The following is a 17,528-nucleotide window of genomic DNA, read 5'->3' on the forward strand; positions in this document are numbered from 1 at the left end:
GAGGCTCAGGCCTCCGGCGTATTCTCTTCTGTTTTCCTGACGCGCGATTCGTACTGCTGCAACCACAGAGGGAAAACGTGGATCGGCATCGGCTTGGCGAAATAATACCCCTGCAGGGCATTGACCTCACGCGAGCGCAGATAGTCGGCCTGTTCCGCCGTTTCTACTCCTTCAGCCACCAGCTTCAGCTTCAGCCGCTGCGCCAGCGTAATGATGGTATCGGTCACCGTGGCGTTGACCGCGTCGGTACCGATGGCCGCGGTAAACCCGCGGTCGATCTTTAACACGTCCGGGCTAAGGTTCTTCAGGTAGCTCAGCGAGCTGTGGCCGGTGCCGAAATCGTCGATGGCCAGCATGATCCCCATGTCTTTCAGCGTCCGGATCTGGTCATGCTGGATCGCCGACAGCGCGGTGCGTTCGGTCAGCTCCAGCATCAGTGACGGCATCGGATGCGCCGGTAGCCAAATCCGGCGGATATCGTCGATGATGTTGAGCGTTTTAAAGTGTTCGGCGGCGACGTTGATGCTGATGTAGAACGACGGTCGCGGCGGGAACAGCTGCAGATTTTCCGTCACGGTGTTCATCAGATAACGGGTCAGCGGAATGATCAGCTCATGCTGCTCGGCCAGCGGAATAAACACGTCGGGGGAGATCCACCCTTGCCGCTTCTTTTTCCAGCGCAGCAGCATCTCGACGCCGGCGCAGCGCCCGGTGTCGCTATGGATGATGGGCTGGCAATAGACGCGGAACTCGCGATGGGTGATGGCATGGCCGATGTGATAAGACAGGCTCATGCGGTTAGCGGTGAGCAGATAGACCACATAGGCGGCCAACAGGCTGATCAGCAGCGCGAGCGGGATATGGCGCGGCAGTGCGGAAAGCGCCAGCATGCCGATCTGCGGGCCGAACAGCGAAATCGAGAACGGGTATAGCGCAGAGCCGGCGGTGTAGCGCAGATCGTTGGTCAGGGTGTCACGGCTCAGGATTTCGCGTCGGCCGTATTCCAGGCTGCTGTCAGCCACGTTCAGCACCACGCGCTGAACGTAAGGCTCCTGCGGCTCGAGTAAAAAGTTGGACAGCAGCTCGATATTAAACACGTGCAGCACGCCGCTGGTTTTATCGTGGGGGGATGGCGTCCACATCACCAGCGTGGGCAGGCCTTTGCTCACCGCCAGCGAGGGGCGCAGCGCCAGCCTGGCGTTGCTGTTGACGAAGGTCGGCATTACCGCGGCCAGCTGATAATGACGGGAACCAAACAGGCTGGAGCAGTAAATAATGCCGTTTTTTACCAGCAACATGGCGCGTAGCGCCTGATTCTGCGCGGCGCGAAAGCGCAGGGTCGACGAAACGTTCTCGCAGGGCTGGTCCAGCATGTCCATGCTGCGCTCCGCCTGCAGCTGAGCCGGCGTCAACAACTGGTTGAGCTTGCCGACGGTGCGGGTGGCCAATGTCTGTTGGCTCAGCTCGATACTTTTGACCTCTTGATAGTAACGGGTATACAGCGATACCAACAGAATAGCCGCGCCCACCGCTCCGGCCAGCAGCCAACGGTAATAACGATATCGGGACGCGGCGAGGTGGGTCATCAACATCCGGTAAATCCTTGTTCGGTAATCCAGCCCCGAGTCACGGTCAGGTCATAGATCCTTAAGTTGCGCTCGGCTAATTCTAGCCTGAGGTTATACAAGATTGATGGTAACTCAGTAAATTATTTCGATTTGGCAAAACAGAAGGTCAATTTGCAGGCTAACCACCGGATCGATGAGAGAAATGCAGGATTTTTTCTGGTGACATTGTCACAAAAAGCGGCCAGTGAATTGATTACCCATAAAAAACCCCGCCGGGTGGCGGGGTTGTCTGTCAGTCGCATTGCACCTTGATTGCCAGGCCGCCGCGTGACGTTTCGCGGTACTTGGCGTTCATGTCTTTGCCGGTTTCGTACATGGTCTCGATCACCTTATCCAGCGAAACGCGCGGCTCGCTGGTGCGACGCAGGGCCATGCGGGCGGCGTTGATCGCCTTGACCGAGGCGATGGCGTTGCGCTCGATGCACGGCACCTGCACCTGGCCGGCGACCGGGTCACAGGTCAGACCCAGGTTGTGTTCCATGCCGATCTCCGCCGCCACACAGACCTGCTCAGGGCTGCCGCCCAGCAGTTCGGCCAGACCGGCCGCCGCCATGGAGCAGGCAACGCCGACTTCACCCTGGCAACCGACTTCGGCGCCGGAGATGGAGGCGTTCATCTTGTACAACGCGCCGATCGCACCCGCCGCCATAAAGTAGCGGATGTAGATATCCGGGCTGACGGACTCGATGAAGTGATCGTAGTAAGCCAGCACCGCAGGCACGATGCCGCAGGCGCCGTTGGTCGGCGCAGTGACCACGCGGCCGCCGGCGGCGTTTTCTTCGTTAACCGCCAGCGCGAACATGTTGACCCAGTCGATCACGTTCATCGGATCGCTGGACAGTTTGTCCGACGCCACCAGCATGCGTCGCAGCGCGGAGGCCCGGCGCGGTACGCGCAGCGGCCCCGGCAGTACGCCTTCGGTGTTCAGACCGCGGTCGATACAGGCGCGCATGGTTTGCCAGACGTTGCCGAAGTAGGTCTCGATCTCTTGCTTACTGTGCAGCGCCAGTTCGTTCTGCATCACCATGCCGGACAGCGACAGGCCGGTCTCGCGGCAGTGGTCGAGCATTTCGCGCGCGGAGTTGAACGGATATGGCATTTGCAGTTCTTGCTCGGCGGCCTTGCCGAAATTCTCCTCGTCGACGATGAAACCGCCGCCGATAGAGTAATAGGTCTTGCTGTACACTTCTTTATCGCCGGCGAAGGCGTGGATCTGCATGCCGTTTTCGTGCAGCGGCAGGTTGTCGCTGCGGAAGACCATGCCGCCGTCGCGTGGGAAATCGACTTCATGCAGGCCGTTGGCCAGCATCAGGCGTTGACGTTGTTCTACATCGCGAATAAAACCCGGAATGCTATCGATATCGACGGTGTCCGGCATGTTGCCGGCCAGGCCGAGAATGATGGCGATATCGGTATGGTGACCTTTGCCGGTCAATGAGAGTGAGCCGTAAACGTCTACGGCAACACGCGTGATAGAAGGTATCAGGCCTTTATTTACCAGATCGTCGACAAACTGTTTGCCGGCTTTCATCGGTCCAACCGTATGAGAGCTGGACGGGCCGATGCCGATCTTAAACATGTCGAAAACGCTAATCACGCTAAAACTCCTTAAAGAGACGTATTGTTATGGCTGCGGCGGTCAAAAACCGCGCAGGGAACAGCGATATTGTAAAAGGGCCGTGCGGGTTCGGCTGCCTTTTTCGCATGAAATTAAATAATCCGTGGTGTCGCTTTTTTTACTGATTACCCGGGGCGAACCCTTGTGCGGGGTATCCGCTTTCGCCCAAGCTCCATTAGCGGTAATCGCGCCAGCTTGCCGTGCTGAACGCCGCCGGCTTAATCCCTGTTTCTACAGTGGTTTATCTCGGACGGTGGTATTTTACAGGTATTTCGTAAGGTTTAAGAGAGGGTTTACAGTTTTTTTAAAACCATTCAAACGGAACGGTAGTTGAAAAAGCGATCAAATGAAGTGATAGCGATCGCTTTACCCGCCGCGGAGGTCGGCAACCGTGCCAGATTGCGAGTCAGATCACGTAATGCGGGCTAAATACTGACCTGTTGCGCCAGGCGCCGAATGATAGCGGCGGTCAGCCCCCAGATAAACTGGCTGTGATACCAGGAGAGGTAGATGCGGTGCGTATGGCCGGCGCGATGAATATCCAGCGGATAGTAACGCGACAGGGTCAGCGCTTCCCGCAGGGGCATCTCGAACACGTCCGCCACTTCGCCTTCATTGGCGTGGAACTGCACGTCCGGCGGGATGAGGCCGACGATAGGGGTAACCTGAAATCCGGTGCTGCTGTCGAGCGGCGCCATTTGGCCGAGGACAGTCACCGCTTGCGGCGGTATCGCCACTTCTTCCTGCGCTTCTCGCAGCGCCGTGACGATCGCCGATCCGTCTTCGGCGTCGGTTTTGCCGCCGGGGAAGGCCACTTGACCGGCATGTTTGCGCAGCGAGTCGGCACGGCGGGTCAACAGCAGCGTCGGCTCGGCGCGGCAGACGATCGGGATCAGCACCGCCGCCGGGCGCACATGGTGCGAAATCTGCGTCGCCTGTGGCAGCTGCAGTTGAAAACGGCTGATAAAGGCGTGCAGTGAGGCCGGTGCGTTCGATGGGATCACGACAGGGCATACTCCCCTAGCTGCGGCAAAATGCGGCCGACCTTGTCGAAGGTCTCCTGGTATTCCGCCTGCTCCTGGCTGTCCGCCACGATGCCGCCGCCGGCGGAGCAGTGGATGCGACCGTTTTCGGTGACGAGCGTGCGAATGGTGATATTGGTGTCCATGGTGCCGCAGGCGCTCAGGTAACCGATGCTGCCGCAATAGGCATTGCGGCGCTGCGGCTCCAACTCTTCGATGATTTCCATCGCGCGCACCTTGGGCGCGCCGGTGATCGAACCGCCGGGGAAGCAGGCACGCAGCAGTTCGGCCGCCGAGGTATGGTTTGGCAGGATCGCGGTGATGGTGCTCACCAGGTGATGCACGGCGGGGAACGGCTCCACGGCGAACAGTTCCGGCACCCGTACGCTGCCAGGTTGGGCGACGCGGCCGATATCGTTGCGCAGCAGATCGACGATCATCAGATTTTCAGCGCGATCCTTGGGTGAATCGGCCAAACGGCGAGCCTGCGCGGCGTCCTGTTCCGCGTCCGCCAGCCGCGGCAGCGTGCCCTTGATCGGGCGGGTTTGGATACGCTGCTGCTCCAGCCACAGGAAGCGCTCGGGAGAGACGCTCAGTACGCTGTTGTGCGGCAAGCGCAGGAAGGCCGAGAACGGCGCGCGGTTGCAGGCGCTCAGGCGGCAGAACGCCTGCCATTCATCCCCCTGATAGTCGGCGGAGAATCGTTGTGCCAGATTAATTTGGTAACAGTCGCCGCTGCGCAGGTAGTGCTGAATACGTTGGAATTTCTCGCCGTATTGTCGCCGGCTCATATTGGCGCGCCAGTCGCTCAGCAGCGTGAAAGGGCGTTCTGTAGGTGCGGTTTGGCTATTGAGCCAGCGCCAGCGCTGCTCCACATCGCCATAGCTGAGCAGCGTCAGGGTTTGCAATTGGTGGTCGGCGATCGCTGCCCAGTCATAAATGCCCACTGCCATATCCGGCAAAGCGAGGTCGGCTTCGGCCAACTGCGGCAGGGTTTCCACCCGGCGCCCAAGATCGTAGCCGAACAGTCCCAGAGCTCCGCCCTGAAACGGCAGGTCCGGATTAAACGCCGGCTGCCAGCCTTGCGCCGCCAGTTGCTGCTGCAGCAAGGAGAACGGATCTTCCTGCGACTGAATGGTGACACCGTCACTTTCGATTTGCGTGTCGGCACCCCGGGTGGTGAGTGTCACGCGCGGTTGTGCGACCAGGATATCGAAGCGGTTGTGCGAATGGTCGGCAAAGCCCGAATGCAGCAGCATCGCCCAAGGCTGCGATGAAAGCGGGGCGAAAAGCGTCATCAGGGCACGGCGGCTGTAGGGCAAAGATTTTATGTTTGGGGCGGTTACGCTCATGAACGTCAATAAACCTGGCTGTGAGGACGGCGATATCTGGCGGCTAGTGTGCCATAGACAGCCACGTCATGCATGTTTTGCCATGCACGACATGAAGCACAGTTCACATAAACAGCAGCTCAACAAACATTAAATAAGGCATTTTTTGCGCCATTGATTATACTTCGATATGTTAAAAATTTAACGTCAAATGCACTGGAAGCCTATTCATCGAGGGCGCAATACCCGAGAAATATAAAATAGATTCGTTAATTTCATAAATTTATTATTTCTGCTTGTTATTAGAAGCGGGGGAGATGTTGCTATGCCCGATTTTAGCAACGTCGCCGCCCTTTGGAATTAATGGCTTAATTACTCAGCGCTTTTCTGGCGTGGGTTTGAGAAAGAAAGGCCAGTTCGGTCCCATTAGCCAGCGCGGGAATTTGCAGTGTTTCACGCCTATCCCAAGCCTACGCAGGCCGAATGAGTCTTTTAGAAAAATAAAATTATTATTTTGTTACATTATCATTGAAGAGCTGACTATGTCGTTAATGCTGAGCGTGATCGTCCCGATGCACAATGCGGGGGAATTATTGGAGCCTTTCCTGGCCTCGCTGCTGGCCCAGCGCGAGCAACGGTTGGAGGTGATCATCGTCAACGATGGTTCCACTGACGGTTCAGGAGAGATCGCGCACCGTTACGCGGCGGTACATCCGCATATTCGTGTGATCGATCAGGCCAATGCCGGCGTTTCTAACGCGCGTAATGCCGGGCTTGCCGTTGCCCAAGGCAAATATGTGGCGTTTCCCGATGCCGACGACTTGCTGGCGCCGGAGATGTATTCCACGCTGCTGGAACAGGCGGAAAAACACCAATTAGACGTGATGCAATGTAATGGCGAGCGCTATTTCACCAGCCAAGATGAATTGCAGCCGATTTTTCCCGAGGCGCGTTTGCGTACCACCGATGTGATCAGTGGCGTGCAGTGGTTTGAACGTGCGCTGAAATCGCGAAAGTTTATTCACGTTGTATGGCTGGCAATATATCGCCTCGACTTTATTCGCCAGCATCGGCTTTATTTCGAGCCGGGGTTACATCACCAGGATATTCCCTGGACGACAGAAGTCATGTTTAATGCCAAACGGGTCAAATATTTAAGTACGCCGCTGTACCGTCAACGGGTGCACGACAAGTCGATCAGTAATCGTCGTCGCATCGGTAAGGCGAACGTGGAGTATCAACGCCACTATATGAAAATCGTCGACATGCTGGAGCGGCTCAACCAGCGCTATGCGGGCACTATCGTCATTCGTCCGGCTTTCCATTGGCAAATCACCCGCGAAGCGCTGGGCATTTGCCACAGCATTCGTCGCGAGCCGGAACCGGCCGCTCAGAGTCAGATCACCGAAGAGTTCTATCAGCGTGGTATCGACAGAGCGATGTTCGCCAATGCGCGCGGCCTGAAGCAGGGGTGGCATGTCATGCTGTGGCGGCATCGCCTGAAGCAGTGGCGCAACGATAACGGCTGTTCGCAACCGGCCTGACGCACCAGACGTTGGGATCCGCCGCGTTAGCGCGTATACTCCTTCTCCCTTTTGCCGGAGAGAACGACACATGCATGCAGGTATGCCATTACTGAATCACGCGGAGCAGCAGGAAGCGGCGGATCGCATCCATCAACTGATGGAGCAGGGCATGAGCAGCGGTGAGGCCATTGCTCGCGTTGCGCAGGAAATTCGCGAGAAGCATCAGGGTGCTCAGGTTGCGGTATTGTTCGATGACGAAGACGAGCAACATGAGGCCGCACCGGAGGCGTCGCGGGATGACGATGCTGAAGAAGACGAAGACTATTGACGTTATCGGGGCCGCGCAAGCGGCCCCGTGAGTATCAGCCGTTGACCGTCACGGCGGCGGCGGCTTGTTTCGCTTGCTCCACCGCCAGTTCCGTCGTGTTCGCCGTCGCCAGCGCTACGCCCAAACGACGTTGCCCGGCGATCTCCGGTTTGCCGAACAGGCGCAGCTGGTTGTGCCCGTGCAGCGCATTTTCCAGTCCGCTGAAACGCACATCGCTGCTGGTGAGCTGCGGCAGGATCACCGCCGAAGCGGAAGGGCCGAACTGGCGGATGGCGCCAATCGGCAACCCGAGAAACGCGCGAACGTGCAGGGCGAACTCGGACAGATCCTGTGAGATCAACGTAACCATGCCGGTATCGTGCGGCCGCGGAGACACTTCGCTGAAGATCACATCGTCGCCGCAGACGAACAGCTCCACGCCGAACAGGCCGAACCCGCCCAGGGCTTTCACCACCTTCTCCGCAATAGCCTGAGCACGGCTCAACGCCGTGGCTGACATGCGCTGCGGTTGCCAGGATTCGCGATAATCTCCGTCTTCCTGACGATGGCCGATCGGCTCGCAGAAATGTACGCCGTCCACGGCGCTGATGGTCAGCAACGTAATTTCAAAATCAAATCTTACCAACCCTTCGACGATCACCCGGCCGCCGCCGGCGCGTCCACCCTGTTGCGCGTAATCCCAGGCGCTTTGCAGCTGCTCAGGCGCGCGGATCAGGCTTTGCCCTTTGCCGGAAGAACTCATCACCGGTTTGACGATGCACGGGTAGCCGATGTGCTCGACCGCCTGCCGGAAAGCCGCTTCGCTGTCGGCAAAGCGATAGCTGGAGGTGGGCAGGCCAAGTTCTTCCGCCGCCAGACGGCGGATGCCTTCGCGGTTCATGGTCAGGCGCGTGGCTTCGGCGCAGGGCACCACGCGGTGGCCCTGACGTTCAAGTTCCACCAGCATGGCGGTGGCGATCGCTTCGATTTCGGGAACGATATAGTCCGGCCGCTCTTGTTCGATAACGGCTTTCAACGCGTCACCGTCCAGCATATTGATGACGTGACTGCGGTGCGCCACATGCATGGCGGGGGCGTCGGCATAGCGATCGACGGCGATCACTTCCAGACCGAGGCGCTGGCATTCAATGGCGACTTCTTTACCCAGCTCCCCGGAGCCGAGCAACATAACGCGGGTGGCGGAAGGGCGCAGGGCGGTTCCAATCGTTAACATAGTTTCGTACCTGGATCGGTGAAAGTAAGCGGATTGATGATCGGCGGGCAGTATATACGAAAACGATTGCGTTCACAGCCACCGCGCCAGGTTTGTTGCTAACTTACTGTTTTTATAACAAGCAGAAATATTTGCCCTGCCTGGGCGATTGTGCGTTAATAAGCGACGGCGAAAGAAGGCCTATATATAGCAAGGTTTTCGCGTCTCGTGCCGTCAAGGCAGGTTTATCAAGTAAAGGAAACACAAATGAGCAAGATCACTGGTCACGTTAAATGGTTCAACGAAAGCAAAGGTTTCGGCTTCATCACGCCTGCCGACGGCTCTAAAGACGTTTTCGTTCATTTTTCCGCTATCGTTAGCGATGGTTTCAAGACTCTGGCTGAAGGCCAGCAGGTTGAATTCTCCATCCAGGACAGCCAACGTGGCCCAGCTGCAGCCAACGTCGTTGCGATTTAACGACTGAGCCGCCAAGAAACCCGCCGCCGGCGGGTTTTTTTATGCCCGCAGCCCGTAACGCCGCCCATCTCTGTTATCATTTACCGCTGATTCGGCGCCAACCTGCGGGCGCGCCGCCATTCCATTCGTCTTATAAGAGTTATCGCCGTGAGCACAGTTTCTTTTTCTTCTCTGCCTCTGCCAGCCGAACAGTTGGCCAACCTCAACGAACTGGGGTACGCCAAAATGACGCCGGTGCAGGCCGCCGCGTTGCCCGCTATCCTGCAAGGGCGAGACGTGCGCGCCAAGGCGAAAACCGGCAGCGGCAAAACGGCGGCATTCGGCATTGGCTTGCTGAATAACATCGTCGTTACTCAGGTTGCCACGCAGGCGCTGGTGCTCTGCCCCACTCGCGAGTTGGCCGATCAGGTGAGCAAAGAGCTGCGTCGCCTGGCGCGTTTCACGCAAAACATCAAAATTCTGACGCTGTGCGGTGGCCAACCGATGGGGCCGCAGCTCGACTCGCTGGTGCACGCGCCACACATCGTGGTGGGGACGCCGGGGCGCATTCAGGAGCATCTGCGCAAGAAAACGCTGCTGCTGGACGAGCTGAAGGTGTTGGTGCTGGATGAGGCCGACCGCATGTTGGATATGGGTTTCGCCGACGATATCGACGATGTGATCAGCTACACGCCGCCGCAGCGTCAGACGCTGTTGTTTTCCGCCACTTATCCGGCGGGCATCGAACGCATCAGCGAGCGTGTTCAGCGTCAGCCGCTGAGCGTCGAAGTGGACGATGACGAAGCGCAGACCGCTATCGAACAACGCTTTTATGAGACTACGCGCGAGCAGCGTCCGGCGCTCCTGGTGTCGGCCATTCGCTACCATCAACCCGCGTCCTGCGTGGTGTTCTGCAATACCAAGCGCGATTGTCAGACAGTGCTTGAGGCCCTGGAGGCCCGCGGCATCAGCGCGCTGGCGCTGCATGGCGATCTGGAGCAGCGCGACCGCGATCAGGTGTTGGTGCGCTTCGCCAATCGCAGTTGCCGAGTGTTGGTGGCGACCGACGTCGCCGCTCGCGGGCTGGACATCAAAGAGCTGGAGCTGGTGGTTAACTACGAACTGGCGTTCGATCCCGAAGTGCATGTGCACCGTATCGGCCGCACCGGCCGCGCCGGCATGAGCGGGCTGGCGATCAGCCTGTGCACGCCGCAGGAGATGGCGCGGGCGCATGCGATTGAAGACTACCTGCAGATGACCGTCGATTGGGCGCCGGTGTCCGAGCTGAGCGGGGCGGCCAACGGCTCGCTGGAGGCAGAGATGGTGACGCTGTGCATCGACGGCGGCCGCAAGGCGAAGATCCGTCCCGGCGATATCCTTGGCGCGCTGACCGGCGATGCCGGGCTGACGGCGGCGGAAGTGGGCAAGATCGACATGTTCCCGGTGCATGCCTACGTCGCGATCCGTAAAGCCAGCGCGCGCAAGGCGTTGCAACAGCTGCAACAGGGCAAAATCAAAGGCAAGAGCTGCAAGGTGCGGCTGCTGAAATAAGCCGAAGGCGGGCGGCGGTTTGCCCTCCCGCCATTATCTATTTATACTGTATGTAATTACAGTTATTTGAGTATTTGAGGACGCACGCATGGCGGTTGAAGTTAAATATGTGGTGGTGAGAAACGGTGAGGAAAAAATGACTTTCGCGAGCAAGAAAGAAGCCGACGCCTACGACAAAATGCTGGATCTGGCGGATAACCTCGGAGAGTGGCTGCAACAGGCGCCGCTGAACCTGGACGACGAACAGCGCGAAGGGCTGAGCTTCTTCCTGGCAGAGAATAAAGATGCGCTGGGTCTGATTCTGCGCGGCGCTTCACCGGCGGAAACCCTCAAGAAACCGGCGGAAGCGAAAGCGAAAAAAGCGGCCTCTAACTCAAAAGAGGGATCTGCGTCAGAAAAGCAAGCGGCATAATGACTTATGTTGCGGTGTTGTGATGAAAAAGGATCTAAAATGAGCCGTGAAATAACTTTCTTCAGCCGCTTTGAGCAAGATATTCTGGCCGGGCGCAAAACCATCACCATTCGGGATGCCAGTGAGTCGCACTTCGAACCGGGCGAGGTATTGCGCGTAAGCCGCAATGAAGACGGCGTATTTTTCTGCTTTATCGAAGTGCTGTCGGTAACGCCGGTGCGCCTGGACGCGCTGACTGAACGCCACGCACAGCAGGAGAACATGTCGCTCGGCGAACTGAAGCAGGTGATCAAGGAAATCTATCCGGGCCTGGATTCGCTGTTTGTCATCGAGTTCGTCAAACGGTAAACCCTTTGCCGAAACCCTGTTGTGAGCCAGGGATGGGCGCCCGGATAGCGCTAATCACAACGGGAGGAGATATGAAAAAAACGGGTTTGGCTATCGCCTTGTTGGCCATGATGGGAGCATCGACTGCGGTGTGGGCGCAGGATCACGAGCAGCGCGCCGCCAAGGTGGGGCAGTGTGCGGGTCTGCAGCCGGCGGATATCGCCGCCCAGGTCAAGCGCGACTTCTTGCAGAACCGCATCACGCGCTGGGAATCGGACAAAAAGCTGCTGGGCACCGCCACCCCGATCGCCTGGGTCAGCCCGGATGCCATCACCGGCAAGGATCAGGTATGGCAGGTGCCGTTGACGGTGCGTGGCACCAAGGCAGATAAAACCTACAACGTGACGCTCAACTGCAACACCGGCGAGATCGCCTACAGCGCGCCGCAGTAACGCTTTTTTGGCAATAAAAAGCCCGCCTGGCGGCGGGCTTGATGTCCCCAGACGGCGTCAGTCGCTGAACGGTATCACCAACTCACCCGGTTTCACTTCCAATCCCTTCGCCAGTTTTTTCGCCAGCGCTTCGGTTTTGCTGTTGTCAGGATTCAGCACATAAGCCGGTTTTTGGTCGAAGTAAGACTTCAGTGACTGGTTCAGATATGGCGTCAGCGCTTTCATCACCGTCTGCATTTTTTCCGGCTGCACGCTGTAATCGGTCAGTTCCATGTCTTTCAGGTAAATGGCGCCCTGTGCGCGGTCGTAAACCGGCTGCGCTTTCAGCGTCAGCTTCAGATCCGCCGCCTGCGGGCCGAGAATCGACGTGATGTTGACCTTGGCGTCGCCGGAAAGGGTGACTTTACCCGGCTCGCTGCGGCCGATCTGGCTTTGCAGCTGCGTCAGCACGATGTTGGCGTCCACCAGGCCGGGCACGCCGATCTGCTTCTGATAGTCGTTATGTTTCTGCAGGTAATCATTCACTTCCTGCTCGCTCAGGGTGTACTGGGTCAGTTGATTGCAACCGGCCAATACGCCGGCGAACAGCAGGGCGGCTGCGCCCATCAGGATCTTCTTCATTAATGCCTCATTGCGACTGCTGGCGAAAAGTGCTGCAGATAATTGATTAATCATTATAAACGTTCCGCCTGCGCGTGAAAACGGCAGGCGGCGATGTGCAGAGGATAGTGCGCGCAAAAACGGGCGACACCTATCGGATAACGCCGAAAGCGTCAGCGCCGCAATCGCAGCGCCAGGAGGATCACGCCGGCCAGGCAGGCCGCGGCCCCCAACAGCGGGAACAGCGGAATGCCCCACAACTGCAGTGAGGAGTGCATCAGATAAGGCGCCAGGCCCAGGGCGAAAGCGGCGGTGACAATGGCGATAGCCAGGGTGACGGCGGCGCGTTCCAGCGCTTTGTTCAACTGGCCGAGATTACTGACGTTGATATCGGCATTGAGCTGCCCGCGTTTTAGGCGGCGCACCAACAGCCGCAGGGTTTGCGGCAGTTCTTCCCCGGCGTCGAGCGCTTCCCCGCCCAGGGCCAACAACCGCTGGCGCACGGCGTCAGGGGCATAGCGTTGCAGCACCGTTTGTTGCAGCATCGGTTTGAGCGTGGCGACGATATCGAAGGCGGGATCCAATCGGTGCAGCACGCCGTCGGCGGTGATTAACGCCTTGAACAGCAGCACCAGATCGGGCGGCAGCGCCAACTGGTGTTCACGCGCCATCACCAGCAGGTCGGTCAGAGCCTTGCCCAACGTCAGGGTGGCGGCGGCCTGTTTGTCGAGAAAGTTTTGCGCCGCCAGCTCCAGATCCATCAGATCCAGCGGTTCGCTGTCCGACCAGGCGATCAGCGTGTTGACGATGCCTTCGGACTGACGATCGGCAATGGCCTGCAGCAGCAGAAGCAACTGATTGCGCCGCCGCTCAGACAGTTGGCCCACCATGCCGAAGTCGATAAAGCCAACGCGGTCCCCGCTCAGCGCCATGACGTTGCCGGGGTGAGGATCGGCGTGATACAACCGATGCTCCAGCACCATGCTCATAAAGGCGCGCGCGCCGCGTTGCGCCAGCAGCGGGCCGTCAAAGCCCGCCGCCGCCAATTGCTGAGGGTTCTCCGGCGCGGTGCCGGGCAAGTACTCCTGCACTAACAGGCGCGGGGAAGACCATTGCCAATAGATTTTCGGCACGACCACATCGGGTTCATGCGCGAACATCTTGGCGACGCGATCGCAGTTATGCCCTTCGTGAGTCAAATCCAGCTCATGATTGAGCGCCGTCGCCAGCGCTCTGACCATCTGCCGCGGCCGATAGCGCGCCAACGCGGGGCTCTGCTGCTCCACGGTTTCCGCCAGCGAGGCCAGCAGCCGCAGATCGGCATGGATGGTTTTCGCCAGGCCGGGCCGCAGCACTTTCACCACCACCTGTTCGCCGTTGTGCAGGCGTGCGCGGTAGATTTGCGCCATCGACGCCGCCGCCAGCGGCGTGCGATCGAATTCGGCGAACTGCTGCTCGGGTTTGCCGCCCAGATCGGCGATGATTTGCGGCGCCAGCGTTTCCCATGGCAGCACCGTTGCCTGGCTGTGCAGGCGATCCAGTTCGTCGGTCCAGGCCGGATCCAGAAGATCAGAACGCGTGGCCAGGATCTGGCCGAATTTGACGAAGGTCGGGCCCAGCGCCTCGAGCGCTTCGCGCAGCCGCTCGGGCAGGGTTTGTGCGTCCTGTTGGACGGATCCTGCGTGGGCGCCGCGCAGCAAAGCCCCCAGGCCCAGCAGACGCAGAACGTCTTGCAGGCCGTAACGAATCAGAACGGAGGTAATTTCCTTCAGCCGCGCCCGATCGCGAGCGGTGGCGAGCACCATTTTCAGCATCAGTACGCCCTATCCTTTGGGTTATTCAAACGTTATTGTTCCATGTCCAGCAGCAACGGCACCTCGCTGCGCTGCGCCATGCGGTTGCGGTAGGTTTCCACGTTCTCCGGCAGCGCAACCCCGGCGACGATCGACAACGAGCGCAGCAGCGGGAACAGGTGGATATCGTCCTCGGACAGTTCGCCGTTTACCGCTTCGGCGGAGACGATCAGCGGTGACAGGGTTTGCAGATCGGCCTCCAGCTGGGCGATCAGATCGGCGCTGTTGGCGAGATGCTCGGCGAAATCACCGATTGACGCCTGCTTTTTATCGATAAAATAACGGCGGGCGCTGTCGGTGGCGAACTCTTCGAAATCGGCATGCGCAATACGCGGCAACAGCAATTTTGCGCTGTACCCGCCGACTCGCTGCAGCCACTCGGCAATGGCCGGGTTGGTGCGGCCGGTCAGCACCGGCTTGCCGTCCAGGTTATCGACATAGCGCACGATATCCAGGCTTTCCGGCATCGCTTCGCCGTTGTCTTTGACCAGGATAGGCACCATTTTTTGGCCGATCAGGTTGAACGGAGTCGTCTCATCGTCGTTGAGCAACGTGACCAGGCGAATCGGCAGACGTTTCAGGCCAAAAATCATGCGGGCTTTAACGCAGAATGGGCAATGATCGTAAATGAACAGTTTCATGCTTGCTCCGGGTTGTCAGGTTTTAACAGCAATAGTTACCACAGCTTATCGAGGCTGTCTTGACGTGCGTGTGTTGGATGGTGCGTTATTGCGATATTGCCCGCGCACCGGCGCGGGCTAGGGGGCGTTATTTCTTGGCCGGTACCGAGTTGAGCACATCGATCAGGTGAATGCGAGCTTCTTCCAGGTCGATTTTGTCACGTTCGTTGGCGGCGGTGACGACCTGCAGCTGTTTGATAATATCGTTTTTCAGGCCGGCGTCGCTGGCGAGGATATGGGCCAGGGCCTTTTCCACCAGGGTGGAACGCGCATAAATCATGCGCAAGTTCAGTATCATATGTTCGAGTAGTTGCGGTAATTTTGCTTCTTCGCTCATGCCGACGGGCTCCTGTGGGGGTTTTTACTAACAGGATAGCAGCTGTTGCCGATTCGGCCGGATTTCTATGGCGTTAACCGCCGCGCAGCATCATCGATGCACTGCGTCGCGGGCTGAACTGCCAGTACAGCGCCAGCAACGTAGCGAAGCCCACTGCCCCAAGCAGCAACCAGGGTAGCTCCGGCATGTTCATCGTGCGTCCGGTATCGTACATCCAGCCGCCGCCGGTGTAACCTAACGCGCCACCCAGCGCCAGACCAAGGCGGCTAAAGCCCATATAGCTGCCACGCGCACGTGGATCGGCCAGCGAAGCGCTCAGCGTCTCGCGCGCCGGTTCGGCGATGATCGAACCCAGGTAGAAACAGCAGATCAGCGTGAACACGCCTTGCAGGCTGCTGGCGAGGCCGATCGGCAGCAGGCTGAGCGTCATCAGCAGCAGGCCCGCCATCAGGCGCTGCTCAAGCCGGAAGTGTTTTTCTCCCCAACGCGCCAGCGGATAGAGCAGCGACAACGACAGCGCCGCTTCAATCGCATACATCCATTTCACCGCCGCCGGTGAGCCGGCGATTTCATTGACCACGATCGGCAGCATCAGCATCACCTGTACCGCCAGCATATAGTAGCCGGTCAGCGTCAGGACATAGGTGAGGAAGCGGCGATCGCGCACGACCCGCAGCATGCCTTCTTTCATCGGCACGCGCACGGTTGAGATGCGGTAAGCCGGCAGTAGCCAGGCGTTCCAGCCGGCGGCCAGCACGAAGATCGCCGCCCCGACCCAGCAGACAAAGTGGAAGTCGTACTGCAGCAGCCAACTGCCGATCAGCGCGCCGACGACCGCGCCGGCGCTGTCCTGCATCATCAGCAGCGAGAAAAAACGGCCGCGTTCGTGCGGGCGGGTCAGCTTGATCACCAAAGCGGTGCGCGGCGGATCGAACAGCGTGCCGCCGAGGGCGGACAGTGCGCAAGAGAACCACAGGATCCAGGGGGCATCGGCCATCGCCATGGTGGCGAAACCGGCGGCGCGCAGCAACATGCCCGTGACGATCATCGGCTTGGCGCCGAAGCGATCGGCGATGGCGCCGCCAAAGATGCCGAGCCCTTGTTGCAGCAGCTGACGCAAACCCAGCGCGATGCCGACGATCAGCGCCGCCCATCCCAATTGATCGACGAAGCGGATCGAAATAAGCGGAAAAACGACAAAGAAGCCTAAAACCACCAGCAGGTTGTCGAGCAACAGAAAATATTTACCCAAGCTGCGCGCTTGCGACACCAGAGACATGCATCACCATGAGCAATTAAGAGAGAGGGGGAAGGCAACCCCACCATTCTCTACCCAATTGCCGGACGGCGACAGGGGCGGAGTAGATAATATTTTTTTATCGTCAAGGTGTTACCTGTGCTGCAAAATGGGCGGAAAAACGCCGTAAAACGCGTATTCGGCGATTTACTGAGCGACCGAGGTTTTACCTCGGGGGCGGGCTACGGTTATATTGAATGCAGGGAAGTGCGGTTCTGAAGCGCTATTGGCAAAATAAAATCATGCCATCAGATCGGCATCGGATGATTATCCACGCGGCTTCCCAATAAATACTTCTTATCGAACCGTTTTGACTGCGGGGGAAATGATGTTCGGCTACCGCTCTGCATCGCCAAAAGTACGTCTTACTACCGACCGGATGGTGGTCCGTTTAGTGCATGAACGGGATGCCTATCGTCTGGCGGATTATTATGCCGAGAACCGAGCCTTTCTCAAACCCTGGGAGCCGGTGCGCGACGAAAGCCATTGTTATCCTTCCGGCTGGCAGGCGCGTCTGGGGATGATCGCTGAAATGCAAAAGCAGGGCAGCGCCTACTATTTTATCCTGCTCGATCCAGAAGAGCAGGAAGTGCGCGGCGTGGCGAACTTCAGCAACGTGCTGCGCGGTTCGTTTCACGCCTGTTTCCTCGGTTATTCGCTGGGGGAGAAATGGCAGGGGCAGGGGCTGATGTTCGAAGCCTTGCAGTCCGCCATCCGCTATATGCTGCGCCAACAGCGCATGCACCGCATCATGGCCAACTATATGCCGCACAACCAGCGCAGTGGCGCATTGCTGACGCGTCTGGGATTCGAACGCGAAGGTTACGCCAAGGATTACCTGCTGATCGACGGCCAGTGGCAAGACCACGTTTTGACGGCATACACCAATAAAGAGTGGCTACCCCCACGTTGAGGCCA

The 17,528-nt window shown here is 58.6% G+C and carries 18 protein-coding genes; 8 read left to right on the plus strand and 10 right to left on the minus strand.

Translation table 11 applies throughout. From position 1 onward, the window contains the following. Positions 1 to 5: 5 nt before the first annotated feature. The 4 genes from AC2CGQ_RS05515 to pabB form a co-directional block, all read right to left on the minus strand. Positions 6 to 1,592 (minus strand): EAL domain-containing protein, encoded by a 1,587-nt coding sequence (locus tag AC2CGQ_RS05515; protein WP_004927593.1) that lies wholly within the window; start codon positions 1,590 to 1,592, stop codon positions 6 to 8. A 268-nt stretch (positions 1,593 to 1,860) separates the two neighbouring features. Next, positions 1,861 to 3,225 carry an L-serine ammonia-lyase gene (gene sdaA / locus AC2CGQ_RS05520; protein ID WP_380691737.1) on the minus strand — a complete coding sequence of 455 codons (1,365 nt, stop codon included), beginning with the start codon at positions 3,223 to 3,225 and terminating at the stop codon, positions 1,861 to 1,863. A gap of 446 nt (positions 3,226 to 3,671) precedes the next feature. Further along, a complete protein-coding gene (locus AC2CGQ_RS05525) occupies positions 3,672 to 4,250 on the minus strand; it encodes a CoA pyrophosphatase (RefSeq protein WP_099982275.1) in 579 nt (192 codons plus the stop codon). Continuing rightward, positions 4,247 to 5,620, minus strand: coding sequence for an aminodeoxychorismate synthase component 1 (gene pabB / locus AC2CGQ_RS05530; protein WP_160125563.1), 1,374 nt, complete (start codon positions 5,618 to 5,620; stop codon positions 4,247 to 4,249). Before pabB ends, AC2CGQ_RS05525 begins: the two co-directional genes overlap by 4 nt. A gap of 521 nt (positions 5,621 to 6,141) precedes the next feature. Here pabB and AC2CGQ_RS05535 point away from each other — a divergent pair. Continuing rightward, positions 6,142 to 7,143, plus strand: a complete 1,002-nt coding sequence (locus AC2CGQ_RS05535) for a glycosyltransferase (protein WP_015378152.1) — start codon at positions 6,142 to 6,144, stop codon at positions 7,141 to 7,143. A 70-nt stretch (positions 7,144 to 7,213) separates the two neighbouring features. Then, positions 7,214 to 7,453: a YoaH family protein gene (locus AC2CGQ_RS05540; protein ID WP_015378151.1), complete on the plus strand. Its 240-nt coding sequence runs from the start codon at positions 7,214 to 7,216 to the stop codon at positions 7,451 to 7,453. Positions 7,454 to 7,487: 34 nt separating this feature from the next. On the opposite strand, the gene purT is transcribed toward AC2CGQ_RS05540, so the two are convergent. Then, the gene (gene purT / locus AC2CGQ_RS05545) at positions 7,488 to 8,666 is read right to left on the minus strand and encodes a formate-dependent phosphoribosylglycinamide formyltransferase (protein ID WP_075684559.1); all 1,179 of its coding nucleotides are present in this window, start codon (positions 8,664 to 8,666) and stop codon (positions 7,488 to 7,490) included. 246 nt (positions 8,667 to 8,912) lie between these two features. Here purT and cspE point away from each other — a divergent pair, with 246 nt between their 5' ends. The 5 genes from cspE (at position 8,913) to yebF (ending at position 11,843) form a co-directional block, all read left to right on the plus strand. Then, positions 8,913 to 9,122, plus strand: coding sequence for a transcription antiterminator/RNA stability regulator CspE (gene cspE / locus AC2CGQ_RS05550; RefSeq protein ID WP_004927572.1), 210 nt, complete (start codon positions 8,913 to 8,915; stop codon positions 9,120 to 9,122). 147 nt (positions 9,123 to 9,269) lie between these two features. Continuing rightward, positions 9,270 to 10,652, plus strand: a complete 1,383-nt coding sequence (dbpA, locus tag AC2CGQ_RS05555; RefSeq protein WP_031299688.1) for an ATP-dependent RNA helicase DbpA — start codon at positions 9,270 to 9,272, stop codon at positions 10,650 to 10,652. 88 nt (positions 10,653 to 10,740) lie between these two features. Continuing rightward, positions 10,741 to 11,064, plus strand: coding sequence for a YebG family protein (locus AC2CGQ_RS05560; RefSeq protein ID WP_004927565.1), 324 nt, complete (start codon positions 10,741 to 10,743; stop codon positions 11,062 to 11,064). 39 nt (positions 11,065 to 11,103) lie between these two features. Next, positions 11,104 to 11,412 carry a N(4)-acetylcytidine aminohydrolase gene (gene yqfB / locus AC2CGQ_RS05565; protein ID WP_021503892.1) on the plus strand — a complete coding sequence of 103 codons (309 nt, stop codon included), beginning with the start codon at positions 11,104 to 11,106 and terminating at the stop codon, positions 11,410 to 11,412. A 71-nt stretch (positions 11,413 to 11,483) separates the two neighbouring features. Then, on the plus strand, positions 11,484 to 11,843 hold the full coding sequence (gene yebF / locus AC2CGQ_RS05570; protein ID WP_015378148.1) for a protein YebF: 360 nt from the start codon (positions 11,484 to 11,486) through the stop codon (positions 11,841 to 11,843). 57 nt (positions 11,844 to 11,900) lie between these two features. On the opposite strand, the gene AC2CGQ_RS05575 is transcribed toward yebF, so the two are convergent. From AC2CGQ_RS05575 to mdtH, 5 genes are all read right to left on the minus strand, one after another. After that, on the minus strand, positions 11,901 to 12,464 hold the full coding sequence (locus AC2CGQ_RS05575) for a lipoprotein (protein ID WP_004927555.1): 564 nt from the start codon (positions 12,462 to 12,464) through the stop codon (positions 11,901 to 11,903). A 152-nt stretch (positions 12,465 to 12,616) separates the two neighbouring features. Next, entirely contained in the window at positions 12,617 to 14,257 is a 1,641-nt protein-coding gene (locus AC2CGQ_RS05580) for an ABC1 kinase family protein (RefSeq protein ID WP_172574769.1), read from the minus strand. 32 nt (positions 14,258 to 14,289) lie between these two features. Beyond that, positions 14,290 to 14,937, minus strand: a complete 648-nt coding sequence (grxB, locus tag AC2CGQ_RS05585) for a glutaredoxin 2 (RefSeq protein ID WP_021503889.1) — start codon at positions 14,935 to 14,937, stop codon at positions 14,290 to 14,292. A gap of 127 nt (positions 14,938 to 15,064) precedes the next feature. Then, the gene (locus AC2CGQ_RS05590; RefSeq protein ID WP_004929632.1) at positions 15,065 to 15,313 is read right to left on the minus strand and encodes a hypothetical protein; all 249 of its coding nucleotides are present in this window, start codon (positions 15,311 to 15,313) and stop codon (positions 15,065 to 15,067) included. A gap of 73 nt (positions 15,314 to 15,386) precedes the next feature. Beyond that, positions 15,387 to 16,592, minus strand: coding sequence for a multidrug efflux MFS transporter MdtH (gene mdtH / locus AC2CGQ_RS05595; protein ID WP_033632833.1), 1,206 nt, complete (start codon positions 16,590 to 16,592; stop codon positions 15,387 to 15,389). A gap of 346 nt (positions 16,593 to 16,938) precedes the next feature. On the opposite strand from mdtH, the gene rimJ reads away from it, so the two are divergent. Then, the gene (gene rimJ, locus AC2CGQ_RS05600) at positions 16,939 to 17,523 is read left to right on the plus strand and encodes a ribosomal protein S5-alanine N-acetyltransferase (protein ID WP_004929636.1); all 585 of its coding nucleotides are present in this window, start codon (positions 16,939 to 16,941) and stop codon (positions 17,521 to 17,523) included. Positions 17,524 to 17,528 lie beyond the last annotated feature (5 nt).

Source organism: Serratia sp. DFXYC6 (assembly GCF_057196085.1).

What these genes read in the sequence shown, in the direction of transcription:
- AC2CGQ_RS05515 (WP_004927593.1), bottom strand. Translation starts at nt 1,592, where the DNA reads ATGTTGATGACCCACCTCGCCGCGTCCCGATATCGTTATTACCGTTGG.
- pabB (WP_160125563.1), bottom strand. Translation starts at nt 5,620, where the DNA reads ATGAGCGTAACCGCCCCAAACATAAAATCTTTGCCCTACAGCCGCCGT.
- AC2CGQ_RS05535 (WP_015378152.1), top strand. Translation starts at nt 6,142, where the DNA reads ATGTCGTTAATGCTGAGCGTGATCGTCCCGATGCACAATGCGGGGGAA.
- AC2CGQ_RS05540 (WP_015378151.1), top strand. Translation starts at nt 7,214, where the DNA reads ATGCATGCAGGTATGCCATTACTGAATCACGCGGAGCAGCAGGAAGCG.
- purT (WP_075684559.1), bottom strand. Translation starts at nt 8,666, where the DNA reads ATGTTAACGATTGGAACCGCCCTGCGCCCTTCCGCCACCCGCGTTATG.
- cspE (WP_004927572.1), top strand. Translation starts at nt 8,913, where the DNA reads ATGAGCAAGATCACTGGTCACGTTAAATGGTTCAACGAAAGCAAAGGT.
- AC2CGQ_RS05560 (WP_004927565.1), top strand. Translation starts at nt 10,741, where the DNA reads ATGGCGGTTGAAGTTAAATATGTGGTGGTGAGAAACGGTGAGGAAAAA.
- yqfB (WP_021503892.1), top strand. Translation starts at nt 11,104, where the DNA reads ATGAGCCGTGAAATAACTTTCTTCAGCCGCTTTGAGCAAGATATTCTG.
- yebF (WP_015378148.1), top strand. Translation starts at nt 11,484, where the DNA reads ATGAAAAAAACGGGTTTGGCTATCGCCTTGTTGGCCATGATGGGAGCA.
- AC2CGQ_RS05575 (WP_004927555.1), bottom strand. Translation starts at nt 12,464, where the DNA reads ATGAAGAAGATCCTGATGGGCGCAGCCGCCCTGCTGTTCGCCGGCGTA.
- AC2CGQ_RS05580 (WP_172574769.1), bottom strand. Translation starts at nt 14,257, where the DNA reads ATGCTGAAAATGGTGCTCGCCACCGCTCGCGATCGGGCGCGGCTGAAG.
- grxB (WP_021503889.1), bottom strand. Translation starts at nt 14,937, where the DNA reads ATGAAACTGTTCATTTACGATCATTGCCCATTCTGCGTTAAAGCCCGC.
- AC2CGQ_RS05590 (WP_004929632.1), bottom strand. Translation starts at nt 15,313, where the DNA reads ATGAGCGAAGAAGCAAAATTACCGCAACTACTCGAACATATGATACTG.
- mdtH (WP_033632833.1), bottom strand. Translation starts at nt 16,592, where the DNA reads ATGTCTCTGGTGTCGCAAGCGCGCAGCTTGGGTAAATATTTTCTGTTG.
- rimJ (WP_004929636.1), top strand. Translation starts at nt 16,939, where the DNA reads ATGTTCGGCTACCGCTCTGCATCGCCAAAAGTACGTCTTACTACCGAC.